Genomic DNA, 21,360 nt, shown 5'->3' on the forward strand with positions numbered 1-21,360 from the left:
TTACCCGAATCACGGTCATGATCGAGACGGCGCGCGGCTGAGGGGAGGCGGAAGGGGGCGATTCACCCGATGGGGCACGGGAGAGGGAAGTTCTCTCGGCCGAACGGAGTACTGCGGGCACGGACGGCACACGCTCACGCCCTCACCGAGCCTCTCCCGGTGACCGCATGACTGCGCCCCCTCGCTCCGTACGGAACGAGGGGGCGCAGTCGCGGTACCGGCCGGCGCGCGGCGTCAGTCGCGGACGGGCTCCACGGCCCGGCTCTCGTACCGGCCGTCCAGCTTGGCGACCAGTCCGGTGACCTGACGGGCGATGTCCGGTGCGGTCAGGCCGATCTCGGCCATGACCTCCTTGCGGGAGGCATGGTCGAGGAAGACCGGCGGGATCCCGAAGTCACGCAGGGGTACGTCCACCCCGGCGTCCCGCAGGTTCTGGGCGACGGCGGAGCCGACACCACCCGCCCTGCTGTTGTCCTCGACGGTGACGACGACGCGGTGCTGTGCGGCGAGCGGGGCGAGTGCCTCGTCGACGGGCTTGACCCAGCGCGGGTCGACCACCGTCGTGGAGATGCCCTGGGCGTCCAGCAGTGCGGCGATCTCCAGGCACATCGGGGCGAGCGCTCCGACGGAGACCAGCAGGACGTCCGGCGCGTCCGTGCCCGCGTAGCGCAGCACGTCCATGCCGCCGACCGTGCCGACGGCCTTGACCGCAGGGCCGACCGCACCCTTGGAGAAGCGGACGACGGTCGGCGCGTCGTCGACGTCGACGGCCTCGCGCAGCTGGGCGCGGACCTGGTCGGCGTCGCGCGGGGCGGCGATCCGCAGGGTCGGCACGCACTGCAGGATCGACATGTCCCACATGCCGTTGTGCGAGGCGCCGTCCGTACCGGTGACTCCGGCCCGGTCAAGGACGAAGGTCACACCGCACTTGTGCAGGGCGACGTCCATCAGGACCTGGTCGAAGGCGCGGTTGAGGAACGTCGCGTAGACCGCGAAGACGGGGTGGAGTCCTCCGGTGGCGAGGCCGGCCGCGGAGACCGCGCCGTGCTGCTCGGCGATCCCGACGTCGTAGATCCGGTCCGGGAAGGCTTCCTCGAACCTGCCGAGGCCCACGGGCTGGAGCATGGCCGCGGTGATCGCGACGATGTCCTCGCGCTCGTGGCCGAGCTTGACCATCTCCTCGCCGAAGACCGAGGTCCAGTCGAGGCCGGAGGTGGAGATGGGCAGGCCGGTGTCGGGGTGGATCTTGCCGACGGCGTGGAAGCGGTCGGCCTCGTCCTGGAGGGCCGGGGTGTAGCCGCGGCCCTTCTCCGTGAGGCAGTGGACGATGACCGGGCCGCCGAAGCGCTTGGCACGCGTCAGCGCGGATTCCAGGGCTTCGATGTCGTGGCCGTCGATCGGGCCGACGTACTTCAGGCCGAGGTCCTCGAACATGCCCTGCGGGGCGATGAAGTCCTTGAGGCCCTTCTTGGCACCGTGCAGCGTCTCGTAGAGCGGCTTCCCGACGACGGGGGTGCGCTCCAGGATGTCCTTGCCGCGGGCCAGGAACCGCTCGTACCCGTCGGTCGTGCGCAGGGTGGCGAGGTGGTTCGCGAGACCGCCGATGGTCGGGGCGTAGGAGCGCTCGTTGTCGTTGACGACGATGACGAGGGGGCGGTCCTTGGCGGCGGCGATGTTGTTCAGCGCCTCCCAGGCCATACCGCCGGTGAGCGCGCCGTCGCCGATGACCGCGACGACGTGGTCGTCCTTCTTCAGTACCTCGTTGGCCTTGGCGAGGCCGTCGGCCCAGCCGAGGACGGTCGAGGCGTGCGAGTTCTCGATGACGTCGTGCTCGGACTCGGCGCGGGACGGGTATCCGGAGAGGCCGCCCTTGCTCTTGAGCTTCGAGAAGTCCTGCCGGCCGGTGAGCAGCTTGTGCACATAGCTCTGGTGGCCGGTGTCGAAGAGGACCTTGTCCTGCGGGGACTCGAACACCCGGTGCAGGGCGATGGTCAGCTCGACCACGCCCAGGTTCGGGCCGAGGTGGCCTCCGGTCTTGGACACCGCGTCGACGAGGAAGGTACGGATCTCCTCGGCGAGCTGGTTCAGCTGCTCGAGGCTGAGCCGGTCCAGGTCGCGCGGTCCCCCGATGCGGGTCAGCAGGTCCACCCGTGCCTCCTTGCGTTTGAGCTGGTCGAGCGTGCCGATCCGATGAGTCTAATGTTCCGTCGGCGGCATCGGTCATCGGGCAGCGCATTCCGCGTGCTGCCGCGGGTGCGTCCGGCCTCGTGCCACGGGCGCGTTCCGCACGGCGCCGTGGCAGGACATGAGTACGCGCACGTGCCCGGCACCACGAGGGATGCCGGGCACGTGTGCGGAACCGCGGTCAGGCGCGGCCTGCGGTCTTCTGCGTCTTGCGGGTGACGGAGTCGATGACGACCGTGGCGAGAAGCACACCACCGGTGATCATGTACTGGACCGGCGTGGCGATGCCTTCCAGCGACAGGCCGTACTGGATCGAGACGATCACCATGACACCGAGCAGAGCGTTCCACGTGCGGCCACGGCCACCGAAGAGGCTGGTGCCACCGATGACGGCTGCGGCGATGACGTTCATCAGCAGGTCGCCTGTGCCGGAGCCCTGGTTCGCCGCCGCGATCTTGGAGGCCCAGAACAGGCCGCCGATCGCCGCGAAGGTACCGGCGATCGAGAAGACCGAGATACGGATCGCGGTGACGTTGATACCGGCGCGGCGCGAGGCCTCGACGCTGCCGCCGAGTGCGAAGATCTTCCGGCCGTAGGAGGTGCGGCGCAGGACGAAGTCCGAACCCACCAGCACGATGAGGAAGAGGACCAGCGCCAGCGGCAGACCCCGGTACTGGTTGAACATGAAGGCCGCGGCGAAGGCGAACACCGCGAGCACCGCGGTGCGCACCACGATGTCGGTGAGCGGCCGGGCCGGGATGCCGGCCGCATCGCGGCGGCGGCTGTCCAGGAACGCGGACAGGAAGAAGCCGATCACGGCGAGGGCCGCGAGGCCGTAGGCGGCTGCGACGTCCGTGAAGTAGTACGTGGTCAGCTTGCCGACGACACCGTCGCCGTCCAGGTTGATCGTGCCCGTGTCACCGAGGAGCTGGAGCATGAAGCCCAGCCAGAACAGCAGGCCCGCGAGGGTGACGGCGAACGCGGGCGCGCCGATCCTGGCGAAGAAGAAGCCGTGGACGGCTCCGATGACCGCACCGCTGACGATGGCGACCAGGACGGCCAGCCACTCGTTCATACCGTTGGTCACACTGAGTACGGCGACGACGGCGCCGGAGACACCGCTGACCGAGCCGACCGAGAGGTCGATCTCGCCGAGCAGCAGCACGAAGATGATGCCGACGGCCATCATGCCGGTGGCCACCATCGTCACGGCGATGTCGCTGATGTTCTTCGCGGAGAGGAACTCGGAGTTCAGGCTCTGGAAGATCACGCAGATGATGATCAGGCCGATGACCACGGGGATCGACCCGAGGTCTCCACCGCGCATCTTGCGCTTGAACTCGGTGAGGTATCCGCCGAAGCCCTGCTCGCGCACGAGCAGCCGCGGGTCGACCGCGGTGTCCGCGCCCTTGGCGGCCTCCGGGTTGATCACTGCGGTGGACGTCTTGTCGGTCTTCACTTCTGGACCTCCGCGTTGCGCGCCGCACGACGGGTCACGGCGTTTTCCGTGGCGCCCGTGATGGCGGAGATGATCTCTTCCTGCGAGGTGGTCTTCACGTCGAAGACCCCGTTGTTCCGGCCCAGCCGGAGCACGGCGACCTTGTCGGCGACGGCCTTCACATCGGCCATGTTGTGGCTGATGAGGATGACCGCGTGGCCACGCTCGCGCAGCCGCTCGACGAGGTCGAGGACCTGCGCGGTCTGCTCGACGCCGAGGGCGGCGGTGGGCTCGTCGAGGATGACGAGCTTGGGCTCGCCGAGCATCGAACGGGCGATGGCGACGGTCTGGCGCTGACCGCCGGAGAGCGAGGCGATCGGGATGCGGACGCTGGGGATGCGGATCGACAGCGTGCTGAGGAGCTCGCGGGAGCGGCGCTCCATCTCGACCTCGTTCAGGACTCCGAACTTGCGGATCTCCCGGCCGAGGTAGAGGTTGCCGACGACGTCGATGTTGTCGCAGAGCGCGAGGTCCTGGTAGACGGTCGCGATGCCCAGCGTCTGTGCGTCGTTCGGCTTGTCGATCTTGACCGGCCGGCCTTCCCACTCGATGACGCCGTCATCGATGGGGTGGACTCCGGCGATCGTCTTGACCAGCGTTGATTTACCGGCGCCGTTGTCGCCCACCAGGGCGACCACCTCGCCGGAGTGGACCTCAAGCTCAACATCGGTGAGCGCCTGGACGGCACCGAATCGCTTGGAGACCCCTCGCAACGCCAACACGGGCGTAGCGGACACGTGAACCATCTCCTTCGCCGCCTGACCGGCGGGGATGCCGCGCCTGGGGGGAGGCGCGGTGGTCGAGCAGAAGCGTATGAACAGAAGAAGCGTTCCGTCCGGCACCCCGCCCGGTAGCGGGACAGTTGGTGGGCGGGGCGCCGGACAGGCTTCGGGGGCAGACCGCGCGGGACCGCCCTGCGGGCGGTCTCGCGGTGGGGCCTACTTCAGACCGGCGGCGTCGCAGGCGGCCTTGTACTTGGCCGTGCAGATCTCGTCGATCGTGTAGATGCCGTCCTTGAGGACGGTGTCCTTGATGTTCGCCTTGGTCAGCGAGACGACCGGGACGAGGACGGTGGGAATGCCCTTCGCGCTGCCGCTGTCGATCTTCGACGTGGCGATCGAGTCGAGCTTCTCGCCCTTGGCGAGCGCGACGGCCATCTCCGCGGCGACGACGCCCTCCTGCGGGTACGGCTTGTAGACGCTCATGAACTGCTCACCGGTGACGATGCGCTGCACACCGGCGAGTTCGGCGTCCTGACCGGTGACCGGCGGGAGCTTGGAGAGACCGGCGGCCTTGAGGGCGGTGATGATGCCGCCCGCCATGCCGTCGTTCGCGGAGTAGACGCCGGCGATCTTGTCCTTGCCGAGAGCCGTGATCGCCGCCTCCATGTTGGCGTTGGCGTTGGTCGGCTTCCACTCCTTGGTGTCGTACTCCTTGCCGTACGTGACCTTGCCGTCCAGCTCGGCCTTCGCACCCTTCTTGAAGAGCGCTGCGTTCGGGTCGGTGATGGCACCGTTCATCATCACGATGGTCGGCTTCTCGACGTCGCCCAGGGCCTCCAGCAGGGCCTTGCCCTGCACGTGGCCGACCTCTTCGTTGTCGAAGGAGGTGTAGGCGTCGATCGGGCCCTCGGCGAGGCGGTCGAAGGCGACGATCGGGATGCCCGCGTCCTTGGCCTTCTTGACGCTGTTCTCGATGGCCTTGGCGTCGACAGCGTCGACGATCAGCGCGTCGACCTTGTTCGTGATCATGGTGTCGACCTGCTGCGCCTGCAGCGTGGCGTCCTGCTTGGCGTTGGCGTAGACGACCTCGCCCTTGCCACCGGTCAGCTCGCTGACCTTCTTCTCGATGATCGGCTTGTCGAACTTCTCGTAACGAGCCGTCTCGCTCTCCGGAAGGAGCAGACCGATCTTGAGGGCGTCGCCCTTCTTGGCGGAGCCGGTGTCCGTGGTCTTGTCGCCGGACTCCTTGGCACTCCCGCAAGCAGCGAGCGAGACGGCCATGGTGGTGGCGGCAACGGCAACGGCGGCACGACGCATACGCGTGTTCATTTCGAACCTCCCTGACGAGGCCGCGACGTTGCGGCCGAGGTGGGTTGGAGTCAACTCGGCCGCGCCGTCAGCGTCAAGGAGTAAATCCTTAACGAGATGACAACGGTGCCATTCGTTATCTAAGTGAAGGCAGGCGTCCCGGCAGGGGCCGTGCTCTCCAAAAGGGTTGAATCACCCATCTCGCTGAGAACGAGGGCCAGCGCACCCAGCACTTCGGCCCTGCCCCCGAGCGCTCCGGGCAGCACCGAGAGCTGCCGTGCCGCACTGGGGATCGCGTACCGGGAGACCGAGTCGCGGATGGGTCCGAGCACCAACTCGCCCGCCTCGGCGAGGGATCCGCCGAGCACCACCCGGCTGGGGTTCAGCAGGTTGCAGAGGTTGGCCACACCGCTCCCGATGTGCCGTCCCACGTCCCCGATCACCCTGCGGCACCCCGGATCGCCCTCACGGGCCAGCTGGACCACCCGCTCCATGGTGAGCTCGGGCCCGTGACTGGGCTGCAGAAGGGGCAGGACGTACCGGGCGGCGGCGAAGGTCTCCAGGCAGCCGCGGTTGCCGCAGCGGCACACAGGGCCCGATTCGTCGAGCGTGATGTGCCCGATCTCGCCGGCCGTGCCGCCGGGCCCGCGGTAGATGTGCCCGTCGATCACCAGACCGGCGCCGACACCGCTGGCGACCTTGATGTACGCGAGGTCCTTGACACCCCTGCCGCTGCCCCAGACCAGCTCCCCCAAGGCCCCGAGGTTGGCATCGTTGTCTACGTAGACGGGCACGCCGAGGCGGCCGGAGAGCTCCTGGCTGGGGTTGATGCCCGTCCAGCCCGGCAGGATCGACGTGGAGCCCAGCGTGCCGGACTCGACATCGATCGGCCCCGGTACGCCCAGACCGACACCGATCACCTTCCCGGGGCTTATCCCGGTGGTCTCGATCAGGCGGTTGACCAGCTGTTCCGCGCGGCCGAAGCCCTCCGCCGACGAAGCGTCGACGTCCAGCGGCTCGGATTCCTCGGCCAGTACCTGGTGGGCAAGGTTGCCGATGGCCACGCGAAGGTGAGTATGTCCGAAATCTACCCCGATGACAATGCCCGCGTCCCCGCTGAGGGAGACGCTCCGGGCGCGGCGTCCGCCCGCCGAGGTGGGGGTCACCTCGACCGTGCCGCCGTCCTTCAGTTCGCGAACGATGTTGGAGACGGTGGCCGCGGAGAGGCCGGTGCTTCTGGCGATCTCCGCCTGGGTGAGCGAACCCGCCATACGCACGGCGCGCACAACCCGCTCGAGGTTGGCGCGATGCAGAGATGTCTGCGACCCCGGAGTCTCCATTGACCCACCCTTATCCGTGGCCCGCGTCACCCTGGGTGACCGAACCTTGTACAAGTTATGAACTCCAAAGCTCCGCTGAGGATACCTATGCCGTCAACCCCTTGACGGAAATCGGCTCCTGCCCCTTACAAAAGGGTCGGGCCCCGGAGAGCTGTCTCTCCGGGGCCCGACCCTTGTGCGCAACGGGTGAAGCAGCGGTTACGTGATGGCGCCGGCCGTACGGCGCCACGGTGGGCGTCAGCGGAAGGTGCCCTGTGACACCGAACCGGCAATCCGGCGCTGGAAGATGACGTACACGACCAGTACAGGCACCACCGTGACCACGATCGCCGCGAACAGCGCACCGTAGTCGACGTCGTAGACCTGCGAGGACGCGTACGCGGCCATCCCCTGGGTCAGGACCCACATGTCCTGGTCGGTGTTGAGCGCCACCGGCAGCAGGAACTGGTTCCACAGCCCCAGGAAGTTGAAGATCGCCACCGCGGACATGCCCGGACTGGCCATCGGCAGCATGACCTGGAAGAACGCTCGCCAGTCACCGGCACCGTCGATCAACGCGGCCTCGTAGACGTCATGCGGCAGTGACCGGAAGAACGAATAGAGGAAGAACACCGTGAACGGCAGCGCGAACGCGACGTAGGTGAGGATCAGTCCCAGACGCGTGTTCAGCAACCCGAAGTTCTGCAACTGGAAGAACAGCGGCACGATCGCCAGGAAGACCGGGAACGTCAGTCCGGCCAGCATCGTGTAGTAGATCAGCCGGCGCCCGGGGAACTGGAACCTGGCCAGGATGTAGGCGCACATCGCACCCAGCAACATCACCAGGAACAACGCAGAGACAACGACGATCACCGAATTCAGGAAGTACTTCCCGATGTTCGCGTCGGTCCACGCGTTCGCGTAGTTCTCGACCCTCCAGTGGTCCGGGAGCGAGAACGGCGACGACAGGATCTCGCCGGTCGACTTGAACGACGACATCAGTACCCACAGCATGGGCACGATCACGATCACGGACCATATGACCAGCAAGACGTGCGAGATCGTGGCGAACCTGCGGTCGCCGCTCGCGGTGACTCTGACCAGTTTCCGGTCGGCGGCTATGGCGCTCACTGAGCACCTCCCTTGGCTCCAGCACGCCGAGCCTTGAACCCACGCGCATTCTCTTTACCCTCGCCACCGCCGGTCAGGCGGAAGACGGTGAACACCAGCGCCGCGAACACCAGGGTGACGACGGCGAGGACGACACCCATCGCGGTGGCGTATCCGAACTGCTGCTTCGCGAAGGCGACGTTGAACAGCCGCTGGCTGATCGTCAGGGTCGAGTTGGCCGGCCCGCCGTTCGGCAACAGTGCCTGTACGTAGACGAACGCGTCCAGCGCGGCGATGCCGAGATAGATGTACGCCGTCTGCACACTGTCCCGGATCGCCGGCAGGGTGATCGAGATCGTGGTCCGGAACCGTCCGGCCCCGTCGATCCTGGCCGCCTCGTACAGCTCGGCGGGAACTCCCTTGATCGCGGCGATGAAGAGCACCGCGTAGAACCCGACGAGTCCCCAGACGAAGACGAATATCAGGGACGGCATGGCGGTCGAGACCTCGCCCAGCCAGGCGAACGCCACGAAGCCGTCAAGACCGATCCTGGTGAGGAAGCCGTTGACCAGGCCGGCGTTCGGGTCGAACATCTGCGCCCAGATCAGGCCGACGATGATCGCCGGCACGACGTAGGGGAAGAACGAGATGATCCGGTAGAACGACGCACCCCGGATCCCCCGGACGGGGCCCTTGCTGGGCCCGCCCAGCGTGATGGCGACCGCGACCCCGAGGGCGAGCGTCAACGTCACCAGCGGTACGACGGCCGCCAGCAGCGCCACGTTGCGCAACGCCTTCAGGAAGATGTCGTCCTCGAACATCTTGATGAAGTTGTCCAGCCCGACGAAGTTGTAGTCCGGGCTGAAGCCGCGCCAGTCCGTCATCGCCCAATAGATCGCCTGGACGAACGGCATCAGGACGAAAAGGATGAAGACGGCCAGCGGGATACCGAGGAACGCGAGGAAGAACGTCACCCGGTCGAAGGTGAGTTTGCGGCGCCCGGGACGCCCGCCGCGAGCGGCCGGCTTGAGCCGGCCGCTCGTGGGTTCGGGTTTGGTGATCGTGTCACTCATCGCGCTACTAGCTGACCTTGATCTTCTCGATGGAGGCGTCTTCCCGGATCTTGTCGGAGATCTTCTGCAGAGCCGAGGTCAGACCCTTGGCGTCGATGTCGCCGGCGAGGAACGAGTTCCACGGCACCAGCTGGTCGGTGTTCATGCCGTAGGCCTCGACGAACGTGTAGTTGAAGATGTTCTCGCCCGCGGCCTCGAGCATCTTCGTCTGCGAGACGAGGGCCGTGGAGCCGTAACCGTCGGCGGGCACGGTGCCCTTGACGATCGTCGGGGCCAGCTTCGTCTTGGAGAAGTTGGCGGCCGCCTTCTCGGACAGCATCGCCCGCAGGACCTCCTTGCCGCCGGCCGGGTTCTTGCCCTGCTTGGGAACGATGAACGGCTCGCCCGCGGCCGCACGGAGCGCCTCGTAGGGGATCTTCGGCTTGGCCGTGAGCGTCATCGCCGGAACACCGGTCATCTGGAAGTCGGCCTTGGTGGCGTCCTTCATCTCGTTCTCGATCCAGCCACCGGACGGGTAGAGCAGCGCCTTCTGGTCGTTGCTCCAGATCGCCTGCGCCTTCTGGAACTGGGTGCCGGAGCCGCCGGGGACGAACATCTTCTCCTTGACCATGGTCTCCATGATCTTGATGACGCCCTGGACCGCCGGGTGCGACCAGCAGCCCTTCTCCAGGTTCCCCAGCGCGATCCGGACCTCGTCGCCGCCCTCCTTGATCGCCGAGTCGATCAGGAGCGTCCGGTAGTAGGTCGCCGCTTCCTTGCCGTGGACGAAGAGGTACTTGCCCTTCTTCTTCGCCGCCGCGCCGAGGTCGAGCGCCTCGTCCCACGTCTTCGGCGGGGTCCAGCCGTTCGCCTCGAACAGCGTCTTGGAGTACCAGACGCCGTACACCGTCATCACGTAGTTGAGCGCGACGAACTTGTCCTTGAACGTGCCGGGGTCCTTGACGCCGGGGTAGACGATGTCGGCGATCTTCTTGCCCTCGTAGGTGTTGGCCTCGAAGACGTCGTCGAGCTCCTCGAGCTGGTCGAGAATGCCCAGGAAGCCGATCTGGTCCTCACCGGAGTTGTCGATGAGGTCCGGCGGGTTGCCACCGACGAAGCGGGGCTGGAGCTCCGGGCCGATGTCGACGACCGGCTTGACGTCGACCTTGGTGCCGGCGATCTGGGCCCCGATGACCGTGTTGACGAACTGGACGTAGTCGGTGCCGTAGCCGCCGTCGAAGATGGCCGCCTCGACCTTGGAGTTCTTGGCGACGCCGAACGGGTTCTTGGCACCCTTCTCGCCCTTCGGGCCGCCGCCACCGTTGTCGTTGCTGGAGGGAGAGCCACACGCAACCGCGAACGAACCCATGGCTGCCGTCGCGATCGCCCCGCGCAGGAGCGTTCGCCTGTCAAGAGAGCCGGCACGAATGGTCATCTCTGCATCCTCACTGATCAATTGGATCTCTACGGGTTTGCTGCGTGTTCGGCTGCCGGGCCGGGTTGGCCCCGTGCTTGCCGCACTTCTCTTTGAGCGCGTCCTGATGTGGGTTTCCGCCTGCGATGTCGGCGGCGATGCACATCGGGTCGTTCAGCCGTCGTCTCGGAGCCGCTCAGCGGCACCGATGGTGATCACCTGAACGATGTCGGAAAAGCGGTCGCCGTAGCCGCGGCCCGAGCGACAGTCGCGCTCCGCTTGATCAGACCGCAATGGCCTACGCCGGGAGTGGATCCCATGCTCAAGTCCTCGCCTTCTCCAGGACTCAGGCGGTGTACCGGTCACCCGTCGATATCGCCTCAGGCGAAGGGTCCCGCCACCGCGGTCAGTTGCGCTTGGGTCATGCGGAATTGCAGTTTTGCCGTGCAGTGCGGGATTTCGGGAGACCGCTACAGCGAAGTCGCTGACAGCGGCCCCGCAGACGTCCCCCGTCCCCCTTGCCCGTGACGCGTGGAACGGCCGTCCAGGTGCCGACAGGTATAGTCCACTTGTCGCCAACTGAGCAAGATCGAATGCAGGTTTGAGCGGCAGTCTTTCCCGAGTTGAGACCTCGCGGATACTTCGGCACCGTGCGCCCTCGCACCGGAACCCACATTTCCGGATTGCGGCCGATTCGGCGGGCCGACACCTCGCAACACTCTTGACACATCCGGCCACTTGGCTCCCTACTGGTACCCGAGTCCCGTAATGACAACGTTGTCCAAGCACGCCCCCCGGGAGGATCGGCTCCGTATGCAGCCCCTACGTGGTCTTCAGCAAGGCCCCCGCAAGAGACACAGCACCTCCGCCGCGGTCATCGCGGCCTCTCTCGTCCTTGTGGCGGCAGCCCCTACCGCGGCCTTCGCACAACCGGCCGGACCGTCCCAAAAGCCTTCCGGCGAGCGTTCGTTCAGCTCTTCCTTCGAAGAGGACGAAAAGCAGCCGGACTGGCGCAATACCGTTGAAGAAGGCTCTGACGGAAAGAAAAGGGCATCGGGTATCGATGGCGGATTCTCCGCCGGAATACCGGGCAATGTCACCGATCAGGTCACCGATGTGCGGGCCAGCAGCGAGAACTCGGGGGGCGGCGAGGGGAAGGAGAACCTCGTCGACGTGGAGTCCGGCACGAAGTGGCTGGCCTTCCAGCCGTCGGGCTGGGTCGAGTTCGATCTCGTCGAACCCACGAAGGTAGTGACATATGCACTCACTTCGGCCAACGACCACGACGAGCGCGACCCCAAGGACTGGACCCTGAAGGGTTCCGCCGACGGCAAGACCTGGACGGACCTGGACACCCGGACCGGCCAGACCTTCTCGGAGCGCTTCCAGACCAAGTCGTACGATTTCACCACGGATACGGCTTACAAGCACTTCCGCCTGGACATCACGAAGAACAACGGCGCCACGGACGCGATCCAGCTCGCCGACGTCCAGTTCTCCAACGGCGACACCTCCCCGCCGGCGCCCGGCGACATGCGCAGCCAGATCGACCGCGGCCCCTCCGGCTCCCCCACCGCCAAGGCGGGTGCGGGATTCACCGGAAAGAAGGCGCTGCGCTACGCCGGCACGCACAAGCCGGACGGCCACGCCTACTCGTACAACAAGGTCTTCGACGTCGACACGGCCGTCACCAAGGACACCGAGCTCTCCTACCTGGTCTACCCCCAGATGGGCCAGACGGATCTCAACTACCCGGCCACCCACGTCGCGGTCGACCTCGCCTTCACCGACGGCAGCTACCTGAGCGAGCTGAAGGCCACCGACAGCCACGGCGGGCTGCTGACCCCGCAGGGCCAGGCCGACGCCAAGCGGCTGTACGTGAACCAGTGGAACAAGGTCGCCTCGCGCATCGGCACGGTCGCGGCGGGCAAGACCGTCGACCGGATCCTGGTGGCCTACGACTCCCCCAAGGGCCCCGCGAAGTTCCAGGGCTGGCTCGACGACATCAAGATCGCCCCGAAGGCCCCGGAGAAGCGCAAGGCGCACCTCTCGGACTACGCGTCGACGGTGCGCGGCACGAACTCCAGCGGCGGCTTCTCGCGCGGCAACAACTTCCCCGCCACCGCGGTCCCGCATGGCTTCAACTTCTGGACGCCGGTCACCAACGCCGGCTCCACGAGCTGGCTGTACGACTACTCGCGCGGCAACAACGCGGACAACCTGCCGACGCTGCAGGCCTTCAGCGCCAGCCATGAGCCGAGTCCCTGGATGGGCGACCGCCAGACCTTCCAGATGATGCCGTCGGCGGCCTCCGGAACCCCGGACGCCTCCCGCACGGCCCGCGGCCTGCCGTTCCGCCACGAGAACGAGACGGCGAACCCCCACTACTACGGGGTGACGTTCGAGAACGGTCTCAAGGCCGAGATGACGCCCACGGACCACGCGGCGCGGATGCGGTTCACCTACCCGTCCGACGACGCCAGCATGGTCTTCGACAACGTCTCCAACGACGGCGGCCTCACCCTCGACGCGAAGACCGGCTCCTTCACCGGCTTCTCGGACGTGAAGAGCGGCGGCTCCACCGGTGCCACCCGGCTCTTCGTGTACGGCTCCTTCGACGCGCCGGTCACCGACAGCGGCAAGCTGAAGGGCGGCGGCGGTGACGACGTCACCGGGTTCTTCCGCTTCGACGCGGGCAAGGACCGCACGGTCAACCTGCGCCTGGCCACCTCGCTGATCAGCGTCGACCAGGCGAAGAAGAACCTCGCCATGGAGCTGCCGGAGAAGACCTCCTTCGACACGGTACGCAAGAACGCGCAGAAGGCCTGGGACAAGATCCTCGGCAAGGTCGAGGTCGAGGGCGCCAACGCAGACCAGCTGACCACGCTCTACTCGAGCCTGTACCGGCTGTACCTCTACCCGAACTCCGGCTTCGAGCAGGTCGACGGGAAGAGCACCTACGCGAGCCCGTTCTCGCCGCCGACCGGCACCAACACCCCGACCCACACCGGCGCGAAGATCGTCAAGGGTGAGGTGTACGTCAACAACGGCTTCTGGGACACCTACCGCACGACCTGGCCCGCCTACTCCTTCCTCACCCCGAAGCAGGCCGGGAAGATGGTCGACGGCTTCGTCCAGCAGTACAAGGACGGCGGCTGGATCTCCCGCTGGTCCTCCCCCGGGTACTCCGACCTCATGACCGGCACGAGCTCGGACGTGGCCTTCGCCGACGCGTACGTCAAGGGCGTGGACTTCGACGCGGAAGCGGCGTACGACGCGGCCGTCAAGAACGCCACGGTGGCCCCGCCGTCCTCCGGTGTCGGCCGCAAGGGCATGGAGACCTCCGTCTTCACCGGGTACGCCGACACCGAGACGCACGAGGGCCTCTCCTGGTCGCTGGAGGGCTACCTCAACGACTACGGCATCGCGCAGATGGGCCAGGCCCTCTACAAGAAGACGAAGAACGAGCGCTACAAGGAGGAGTCCGCGTACTTCCTCAACCGCGCCCAGAACTACGTCAAGCTCTTCGACGACAAGGCCGGCTTCTTCCAGGGCAAGAAGCCGAACGGCGACTGGCGCCTGCCCTCCGACAAGTTCGACCCCCGCGTCTGGGGCTACGACTACACGGAGACCAACGGCTGGGGCTACGCCTTCACCGCCCCGCAGGACAGCCGGGGCCTGGCCAACCTGTACGGCGGCCGCGACGGTCTGGCGAAGAAGCTGGACACCTACTTCTCGACCCCCGAGACCGCCGGACCCGAGTTCGTCGGTTCGTACGGCGGCGTCATCCACGAGATGACCGAGGCGCGTGACGTACGGATGGGCCAGTACGGCCACAGCAACCAGGTCGCGCACCACGCCACGTACATGTACGACGCGGCCTCGCAGCCCTGGAAGACGCAGGAGAAGGTCCGCGAGGTCCTCGGCCGCCTGTACACGGGCAGCGAGATCGGTCAGGGCTACCACGGCGACGAGGACAACGGCGAGCAGTCGGCCTGGTTCCTCTTCTCCTCGCTCGGCTTCTACCCGCTGGTCATGGGCAGTGGTGAGTACGCGATCGGCTCGCCGCTCTTCACGAAGACGACCGTGCACCTGGAGAACGGCCGCGACCTGGTGGTCAAGGCCCCGAAGAACAGCGCGAAGAACATCTACGTCCAGGGCCTGAAGGTCAACGGCAAGAAGTGGACGTCCACCTCGCTGCCGCACGACCTGCTGGCCAAGGGCGGCGTGCTGGAGTTCGACATGGGCTCCAAGCCCTCGGCGTGGGGCACGGGCAAGGACGCGGCCCCGGTCTCCATCACCCAGGACGACAAGGTCCCCGCCCCGAAGGGCGACGTGCTCAAGGGCGACGGCGCGCTGTACGACAACTCCTCGGCCACCTCGGCCGCGGTCGAGTCGGTGGACCTGCCGGTCGCCTCGGCGACGAAGGCGATCCAGTACACGCTGACGTCCTCCGCGGCGGCGAAGGCCCCGACGGGCTGGGTGCTGCAGGGCTCCTCGGACGGCACCACCTGGAAGGACCTCGACAAGCGGTCCGGCCAGACGTTCGCCTGGGACAAGCAGACCCGGGCGTTCTCGGTGCACACGCCGGGCTCGTACACCAAGTACCGGCTCGTGAGCACGGCGGCGGCGACGCTGGCGGAGATCGAGCTGATCTCCTGACCACCTGCTGACCGGAGTTACGGAGCCGGGGGCCGGCCACTCGCACGTGCGGGTGGCCGGCCCCCGGCTCCTGTCGTGCGGCGGACGCTTCGGCAAGAAGGCCGGCTACTCGGCCGACGTCGTCATGACGCGGCTACGCGCCGCACGCGCTCTCGTCGGCCCGGGACTGCTTGACGTCCACCTTCTTCGGCGGGGCGAGCGGCGTTCCGGCCTTCTTGAAGTCCGGCCCGAGGACGAGCGTCATCGGCTCCGCCGCAGCGGCGTCCGTGGTACCGGGCTTCAGCGCCGAGGCGGGCAGGCCCATGAGGTCCGCGAGCTCACGCGCCTGGTCGGCCTGGTTCGGCGCGTACTCCAGAGTCGTCCTGGCCACGTCCTTCGGGGCGTTGCCCACGTTGCTGGACTTCGCTACGCCCTTGGAGTTCTGCAGCCAGCCCAGGACGGCACTCGCCGATCCGCTCGGAGCGCCGCCGTTGAAGAGGTCCACGCGCACGGCCGACGCCTCCGCCCGAGGACCTTCGAGCAGCGCCGCCTGCTTGTCCTTGGCCGCCTTCTGCTCCTTCTTCACTTCGGTGAAGGACACGTCGTTCTGCATCATGCTGAAGACCTTCGGCGCCTCGACCGGGTTCAGGACGACGGTGACGGGGGTGGGCTCGTCCGGGTTGTCGACCACCGGCACCGTCATCAAGGTGATGTTCTTCAGGTTGATCCTGCCGAACTCCCTGGCAAGGGTGACGAGCTTGGCGGCGCTGCCTATCCCCTTGTCCACGGTGAGGGCGTTGGTGGCCGCCTCGGCGATGTCGAGCATCTTCGTGGGACTGCCCAGTGTGTCTTCCTTCAGCTGGCGCATCATCGATGCGACGAACTGCTGCTGCATCTCGATCCGGTCCAGGTCGCTCTCGTTCTTCAGACCGTGCCGGTTCCGGAGGAACGACAGCGCGTCCTCGCCCGCGATCCGGCTCTCCCCGGCCGGCAGGTCGAGGTCGGTCCCGCCGTCCACGTCCTTGATGGGCTCCTTCAGACACACCTTGACGCCACCGACGGCAGTGGACACGGTCTTGACCGCGTTGAAGTCGAACATCATGAAGTGGTCGACCTCGAGGTCCGTGATGCCCTCGACCGTACGCATCGTGCAGCCCGGGTCACGGCCGTTGACTCCGAAGGATTCGTTGAACCTGGTGGGCACTGTCGAGCCGGCGATGACCTTGGTGGAGCCGTCGGGCTGCTTGGTCTCACAGTCCGGGATCTTGATCATGAGGTCCCGGGGGATGCTCACCACGGTCGCGTTGGAGCGGTCCTCGGATATGTGGAAGAGGAGGGTCGTGTCGGCATGGCCGGTGACGTTGCTCCGGTTGCCGTAAGCCTCGTTGCCCTTGCCCACACGTACATCGTTGCCGATGATCAGGATGTTGACCGGCCCGTCCCCCAGGACGGTGTCGCTCCCCACGTCGCCGACGTCGACGGTGCTGATGTTCCCGTCGAGTCGGTCGTACCAGTAGTACGCGTACGCCGATGTACCTACGAGGACCAGGGTGAGGGCGCCCCCGGTCCACATCAGCACCTTCTTCCTGCCCCGCTGCTTGGGCTTGCGGCGGGGCGCCCTGGGCGGGGTGTCCGCAGCGGTCGATTCGCGACGGCTGCGCTGCCGGGGGACCCGGGCGGGTGCGGAATCGGCGGTACTGCCGCGGGAAGCGGAGTCGACGCGGGGGTCGCTGCCGGACTGAGTTGCCCCATGACCGTCCAGGCGCAGTTCGTACGCACCGGTCTCGGGGTTGACCACCCACTGATCCGCGGGATCGACCTCGTCCGCCCCTCCATAGGTCTGCACGCCCATGCCCCCCAGTCTCCGCCGGGCGCCAACCAAGTCGCCCAACTGTTCGACGCAACATGCTATCGGGGCCGCGTGCCGCTCAAAGGCTTCTGCGACATGTCTGTGTAGACGCTTCGCACGACACGGCTTCGGGCCGACCCGTCCGGGTGATCGGGAGCGGATCCACCTGTACGGGGGCGGGGTGACCACTAGGTTCCGCACCATGCCGCAGCCCAAGGAGCTCGACCCGTACGCGAACCCGCGCACCTTCTACGGTGCGGAGTTGCGCCGCCTGCGGGAGACGGCGGGCCTGTCGCAGAACCAGCTGGGCGAGCGGGTGTTCTGCTCCGGCACGTACATCGGCCTGTTCGAAGCAGCGGAACGGCGGCCCCAGTTGGAGCTGTCGCGCGCGCTGGACGAGCTGCTGGGGAGCGGCGAGCATCTGCAGCGGCTGTGTCTGCTGGCGCGGAAGTCGAATGTGGCGGGGTACTTCGCGGACGCGGCGGAGCTCCAGCTACAGGCTTCGTTCATCGGAAGCTGCACATCGGTCGTCCTTGGCCTTCTGCAGACCGAGGCCTACGCGCGGGCGCTCACCCGGTCCGCTCACCCGTTCGCCGCCAAAGAAGTCATCGAGGGACACGTCCACACCCGCATGGAGCGCGCCTGCCTCCTCGACTCACCTACTGCGCCCGTGCTTTGGATGGTGATTCACGAAGCCGCCCTGCTCGTCCCTGTGGGCGGAAACGCCGTGATGGCTGAGCAACTCGCCTATCTGGCCGAGCAGGCCGCATCGCGCCCCCGCGTCGTCACACAGGTGCTCCCGCTCTCAGCCGGAGCCCACCCCGTCCTGCAAGCGTCGATGACACTGATGCAGTTCACCGAGGCTCCCGCAGTTGTGTACACCGAGAGCGCCTACAGCGGCCAACTCGTCGAAGAACCACTGCTGGTGGAGCAGTACCGCTCCGCATACGATCTGGCCAGGGCTGCCGCACTGTCGCCGGAGGCGTCCCTGGACCGGATCGTCTCGGCGGCGAAGGAGTTCGTGACGCCATGAGCACCACACCAGACCTGAGCACAGCTGCCTGGCGCAAGTCGTCCTACAGCAACGGCGACGGCGGAGAGTGTGTCGAAGTGGCCGACGGCTTCCCCGGTCTCGTCCCCGTCCGCGACAGCAAGACCCCGGCCGGACCCGCGCTCTCCTTCACCTCCTCGCGCTGGACCCCGTTCGTCGACGCCCTGAGGAACGGCACCCTCTGACAGTGCCTGCTTTTCCCCGTCAGGTGCGGCTCGGTTCCGACTCCGGCTCCGGCGCGGGGAGCGGCGCCGCTCCCCGGCGGGGGAGCAACAGCGGGGTCGCCAGCAGGAGCACGCCGGCGAGGCCGATGGCGGTACGCGGGCCGAGCAGGCCGCCCAGTACGCCCCAGACGGCCGTCAGAAGCGCGGTCGAGGCCTTGGTCGTCACCGCCCAGGCGGACAGCGTGCGGGCGACCCGGTCGGTCGCGGTGCGCTGGAGGCGGTAGGTGGCGGAGACGGGGTTGAAGACCCCGCAGCAGAGGATGAGCCCGAACTCGACGCCCATCACCAGCAGCAGTCCTCCGGTGCCCGGCCCCAGGAAGGCCAGGCCGATGGGCCAGAACGCGCGCAGCGTCCCGGCCACGACCAGGACCCGGTGCTGCCCGAACCGGGTGGCGAGCGGCCGGGCCAGCCGCGACCCGAGCAGCCCGCCGATCGAGGGCAGGGCGAAGGCCAGGCCGTACTGCCACGGCGCGAACCCGAGCCGGCCGAGCATCAGGACGGCCAGCAGCGGCGAGGCGGCCATCACCAGGCCGTTGAACAGGGCGGTGTTGATGAACAGCGGGCGGAGCGTCGCGTCGGCGAGGATGTACCGCCAGCCGTCGAGCAGGTCCCGGGCCCGCAGGCGCGCGGCCTCCCGGGGTTCGGGCCGGGGTTCGTGCCGGCCCATCGCGCGGATACCCAGGGCCGAGAGCAGGTAGCTGACCGCGTCGGCCACCAGGGTCGCGACCGGGCCGAGGAGCCCGATCGCGGCGCCGCCGAGCGGCGGTCCGATGATCGTGGTCGTCCAGGCCGTGGACTCGAATCTGGCGTTGGCCACGAGCAGGTCCTCGGGCGGCAGCAGCGTTTTCAGGTAGGCGCCCGAGGCTGCGCGGAAGGTGATGTCGGCCGCCGCGACGACGACCGAGACGAGCAGGAGCTGAAGGAAGGTGAGAACGCCGAGCGCGAACGCGGCGGGGATCGTCAGCAGCGCCGCGAACCGCACCAGGTCCATCGCGATCAGCACCGGCCGCTTGCGGCGGAACTCCACCCACGGGCCGAGCGGCACCGCCACGACCGCGCCCACCGCGGCCCCCACGGAGGAGAGCGCGGCGACCTCGCCCGGTCCCGCGTGCAGCACCTGGATGGCGATCAGCGGGAACGCGCCGAAGGCGAGCCACGTGCCGAGCGCGCTGGTCCCGTACGCTCCCCACAGCCATCCGAACGGCCTGCCGAGCCGGTGTCCGCTCCTCATGCCCGACGCCCCTCTCCGCTCGTCCGCACAACCGTTCCGCGATCGGAAGCATCAAAGCGAGCACGACACCGCGGGATCAAACAACCGAAGTGCCGACCGTCCACAACCAATGGTTGTGGCCGTAAGGTGTCGGCGTGGACCTCGACACCGTCAGGACCTTCGTCGCCGCCGCCGAGGCGGGGCAGTTCCAGGAGGCCGCCGCCGAACTGGCGGTCACCCAGCAGGCCGTCTCCAAGCGCATCGCCGCACTGGAGCGCAGCCTCGGTGTGCGGCTCTTCACCCGCACGCCGCGCGGCGCCGAGCTGACCATCGACGGGCAGGCGTTCCTGCCCCACGCGCGTGAGCTGCTGCGTGTCGCCGAGCGCGCGGTCGCGTCCGTACGCACCGGCCACCGTCCGCTGCGGGTCGACGTGATCGCCTCACGCGGCGCGGCGTCCGGCCTGATGCGCGGCTTCCACGACGCGTATCCCGGGATCGAGCTCGACGTGGTGTGGCTCTTCGACATCGAGACGGCCGTCGCCGCCATCCGGTCCGGTGAGATCGACGCGTCGTTCCGCGCCGTGGCCGTGCCGGGCCGGCCACTGCCCGAGGACATCGAGTCCGTCCGGGTGCTCGACGAACCGCTCCAGCTCCTCACCGGCCCCGCACACGCGCTGGCGGGCGCCCGGTCGGTGCCCCTCGCCCGGCTCGCCGGGCACCGGATCTGGATGCCGGGCATCGTCCCGGGTACCGAGTGGGCCGCCTACTACGACGACCTCGTCGCCGAGTTCGGTCTCACCATCGAGGCGACCGGCCCCAACTTCGGCTCCGACGCCCTCCTGGACACCATCGCCGACACCCCAGCCCTGGCCACCTTCATGGGTGGGAGGACCCGCCTCGTCTGGCCCGTCGGCCACGGGCTGCGCCTCATCCCGGTGACCGACCCGACGCCCGTCTACCCGCACTCGCTCCTCTGGCACCGCGACAACCCGCACCCGGCGCTGGCCACCCTGCGCGCCCACCTCGCCGCCACGGCGACCGGCGACGACGAGGCCGGGACCTGGGCGCCGAGCTGGGTGATTCCGCGCTGACGCCCCGGCCGCGTGCTCAGGCGCGCGCCGCCTCGTACAGGCTCTCCGGGAGTGCGAGGTTCAGTGCCGTGACGACCGGCAGGCCGTGTTCCTTGCCGAGGCGGGAGACCGCGCCCGTGGCGAGCTGGAACAGGGCGCCGCTCGCCGGAGTCAGTCGCAGGTAGCGGGCCGTGAGGACCCGCAGGAAGTGGGAGTGCGCGACCAGCGCGATATCGGCGTCGCCCAGGCGTGAGGCGGCTGCCCGTACCTCTGCCAGGATCCGGTCGGCGCGGGCGCCCACCTCTGCCGGCGTCTCGCCCGGGTGTCCTTCGGGGCCGGGTGCGACGCCGTCGGTCCACAGGTTCCAGTCGGGCCGGGTGCGGTGGATCTCGACCGTGGTCACACCCTCGTACGCCCCGTAGTCCCACTCGTGCAGATCCGGTGTGACGCGGGGCGTCCGCAGGCCCGCCAGTTCCGCGGTACGCCGGGCGCGGATCAGCGGGCTGACCAGGGTGAGGCCGATGTGCCGGTCGGCCAGGAGGGGGACCAGCGCGCGGGCCTGGCGTTCGCCGAGGTCCGTGAGCGGCAGGTCGGTGTGGCTCGTGTGCTGTCCGGAGCGGGACCATTCCGTCTCGCCGTGCCGGATCAGGATCAGCTCGCCCATGGACTCCACCTTCGCGCCGAGGAGCCGGCCCCGGGCCGGGGCCG

At 67.9% G+C, this 21,360-nt stretch carries 15 protein-coding genes; 4 read left to right on the forward strand and 11 right to left on the reverse strand.

What is annotated here, in order from left to right; genetic code table 11:
- Nucleotides 1–234: 234 nt before the first annotated feature.
- The 8 genes from dxs to ngcE form a co-directional block, all read right to left on the reverse strand.
- Nucleotides 235–2,148, reverse strand: coding sequence for a 1-deoxy-D-xylulose-5-phosphate synthase (dxs, locus tag OG257_RS09085; protein ID WP_329206362.1), 1,914 nt, complete (start codon nt 2,146–2,148; stop codon nt 235–237).
- Nucleotides 2,149–2,365: 217 nt separating this feature from the next.
- Nucleotides 2,366–3,643, reverse strand: a complete 1,278-nt coding sequence (locus OG257_RS09090) for a sugar ABC transporter permease (protein WP_329206363.1) — start codon at nt 3,641–3,643, stop codon at nt 2,366–2,368.
- Nucleotides 3,640–4,428 carry an ATP-binding cassette domain-containing protein gene (locus tag OG257_RS09095; RefSeq protein ID WP_329206364.1) on the reverse strand — a complete coding sequence of 263 codons (789 nt, stop codon included), beginning with the start codon at nt 4,426–4,428 and terminating at the stop codon, nt 3,640–3,642. The genes OG257_RS09090 and OG257_RS09095 overlap by 4 nt, the downstream gene beginning before the upstream one ends.
- A 192-nt stretch (nt 4,429–4,620) precedes the next feature.
- Nucleotides 4,621–5,733: a sugar ABC transporter substrate-binding protein gene (locus OG257_RS09100; RefSeq protein WP_329206365.1), complete on the reverse strand. Its 1,113-nt coding sequence runs from the start codon at nt 5,731–5,733 to the stop codon at nt 4,621–4,623.
- A gap of 119 nt (nt 5,734–5,852) precedes the next feature.
- Nucleotides 5,853–7,052 carry an ROK family transcriptional regulator gene (locus OG257_RS09105; protein WP_329206366.1) on the reverse strand — a complete coding sequence of 400 codons (1,200 nt, stop codon included), beginning with the start codon at nt 7,050–7,052 and terminating at the stop codon, nt 5,853–5,855.
- Between the two features lie 237 nt (nt 7,053–7,289).
- Nucleotides 7,290–8,162, reverse strand: a complete 873-nt coding sequence (locus OG257_RS09110) for a carbohydrate ABC transporter permease (RefSeq protein WP_329206367.1) — start codon at nt 8,160–8,162, stop codon at nt 7,290–7,292.
- Nucleotides 8,159–9,214 (reverse strand): carbohydrate ABC transporter permease, encoded by a 1,056-nt coding sequence (locus OG257_RS09115; protein WP_329206368.1) that lies wholly within the window; start codon nt 9,212–9,214, stop codon nt 8,159–8,161. The genes OG257_RS09110 and OG257_RS09115 overlap by 4 nt, the downstream gene beginning before the upstream one ends.
- A 7-nt stretch (nt 9,215–9,221) precedes the next feature.
- On the reverse strand, nt 9,222–10,628 hold the full coding sequence (gene ngcE, locus OG257_RS09120; RefSeq protein WP_329206369.1) for an N-acetylglucosamine/diacetylchitobiose ABC transporter substrate-binding protein: 1,407 nt from the start codon (nt 10,626–10,628) through the stop codon (nt 9,222–9,224).
- Nucleotides 10,629–11,420: 792 nt separating this feature from the next.
- On the opposite strand from ngcE, the gene OG257_RS09125 reads away from it, so the two are divergent.
- Nucleotides 11,421–15,269, forward strand: coding sequence for a GH92 family glycosyl hydrolase (locus tag OG257_RS09125; protein ID WP_329206370.1), 3,849 nt, complete (start codon nt 11,421–11,423; stop codon nt 15,267–15,269).
- Nucleotides 15,270–15,402: 133 nt separating this feature from the next.
- On the opposite strand, the gene OG257_RS09130 is transcribed toward OG257_RS09125, so the two are convergent.
- Nucleotides 15,403–17,100: an LCP family protein gene (locus OG257_RS09130; RefSeq protein ID WP_329206371.1), complete on the reverse strand. Its 1,698-nt coding sequence runs from the start codon at nt 17,098–17,100 to the stop codon at nt 15,403–15,405.
- Between the two features lie 199 nt (nt 17,101–17,299).
- Here OG257_RS09130 and OG257_RS09135 point away from each other — a divergent pair, with 199 nt between their 5' ends.
- Together OG257_RS09135 and OG257_RS09140 are read left to right on the forward strand one after the other, a co-directional pair.
- Nucleotides 17,300–18,130, forward strand: coding sequence for a helix-turn-helix domain-containing protein (locus OG257_RS09135; protein WP_329206372.1), 831 nt, complete (start codon nt 17,300–17,302; stop codon nt 18,128–18,130).
- Entirely contained in the window at nt 18,127–18,333 is a 207-nt protein-coding gene (locus OG257_RS09140) for a DUF397 domain-containing protein (protein ID WP_329206373.1), read from the forward strand. The genes OG257_RS09135 and OG257_RS09140 overlap by 4 nt, the downstream gene beginning before the upstream one ends.
- Before the next feature lie 19 nt (nt 18,334–18,352).
- Here the strand turns inward: OG257_RS09140 and OG257_RS09145 are convergent, their stop codons facing one another.
- The gene (locus OG257_RS09145) at nt 18,353–19,603 is read right to left on the reverse strand and encodes an MFS transporter (protein ID WP_329206374.1); all 1,251 of its coding nucleotides are present in this window, start codon (nt 19,601–19,603) and stop codon (nt 18,353–18,355) included.
- A 134-nt stretch (nt 19,604–19,737) separates the two neighbouring features.
- Between OG257_RS09145 and OG257_RS09150 the strand changes: the two genes are divergently transcribed.
- Nucleotides 19,738–20,673: a LysR family transcriptional regulator gene (locus tag OG257_RS09150; protein ID WP_329206375.1), complete on the forward strand. Its 936-nt coding sequence runs from the start codon at nt 19,738–19,740 to the stop codon at nt 20,671–20,673.
- Nucleotides 20,674–20,689: 16 nt separating this feature from the next.
- Here the strand turns inward: OG257_RS09150 and OG257_RS09155 are convergent, their stop codons facing one another.
- A complete protein-coding gene (locus OG257_RS09155) occupies nt 20,690–21,316 on the reverse strand; it encodes a histidine phosphatase family protein (RefSeq protein WP_329206377.1) in 627 nt (208 codons plus the stop codon).
- Nucleotides 21,317–21,360 lie beyond the last annotated feature (44 nt).

The organism is Streptomyces sp. NBC_00683 (assembly GCF_036226745.1).
GTDB lineage: Bacteria > Actinomycetota > Actinomycetes > Streptomycetales > Streptomycetaceae > Streptomyces.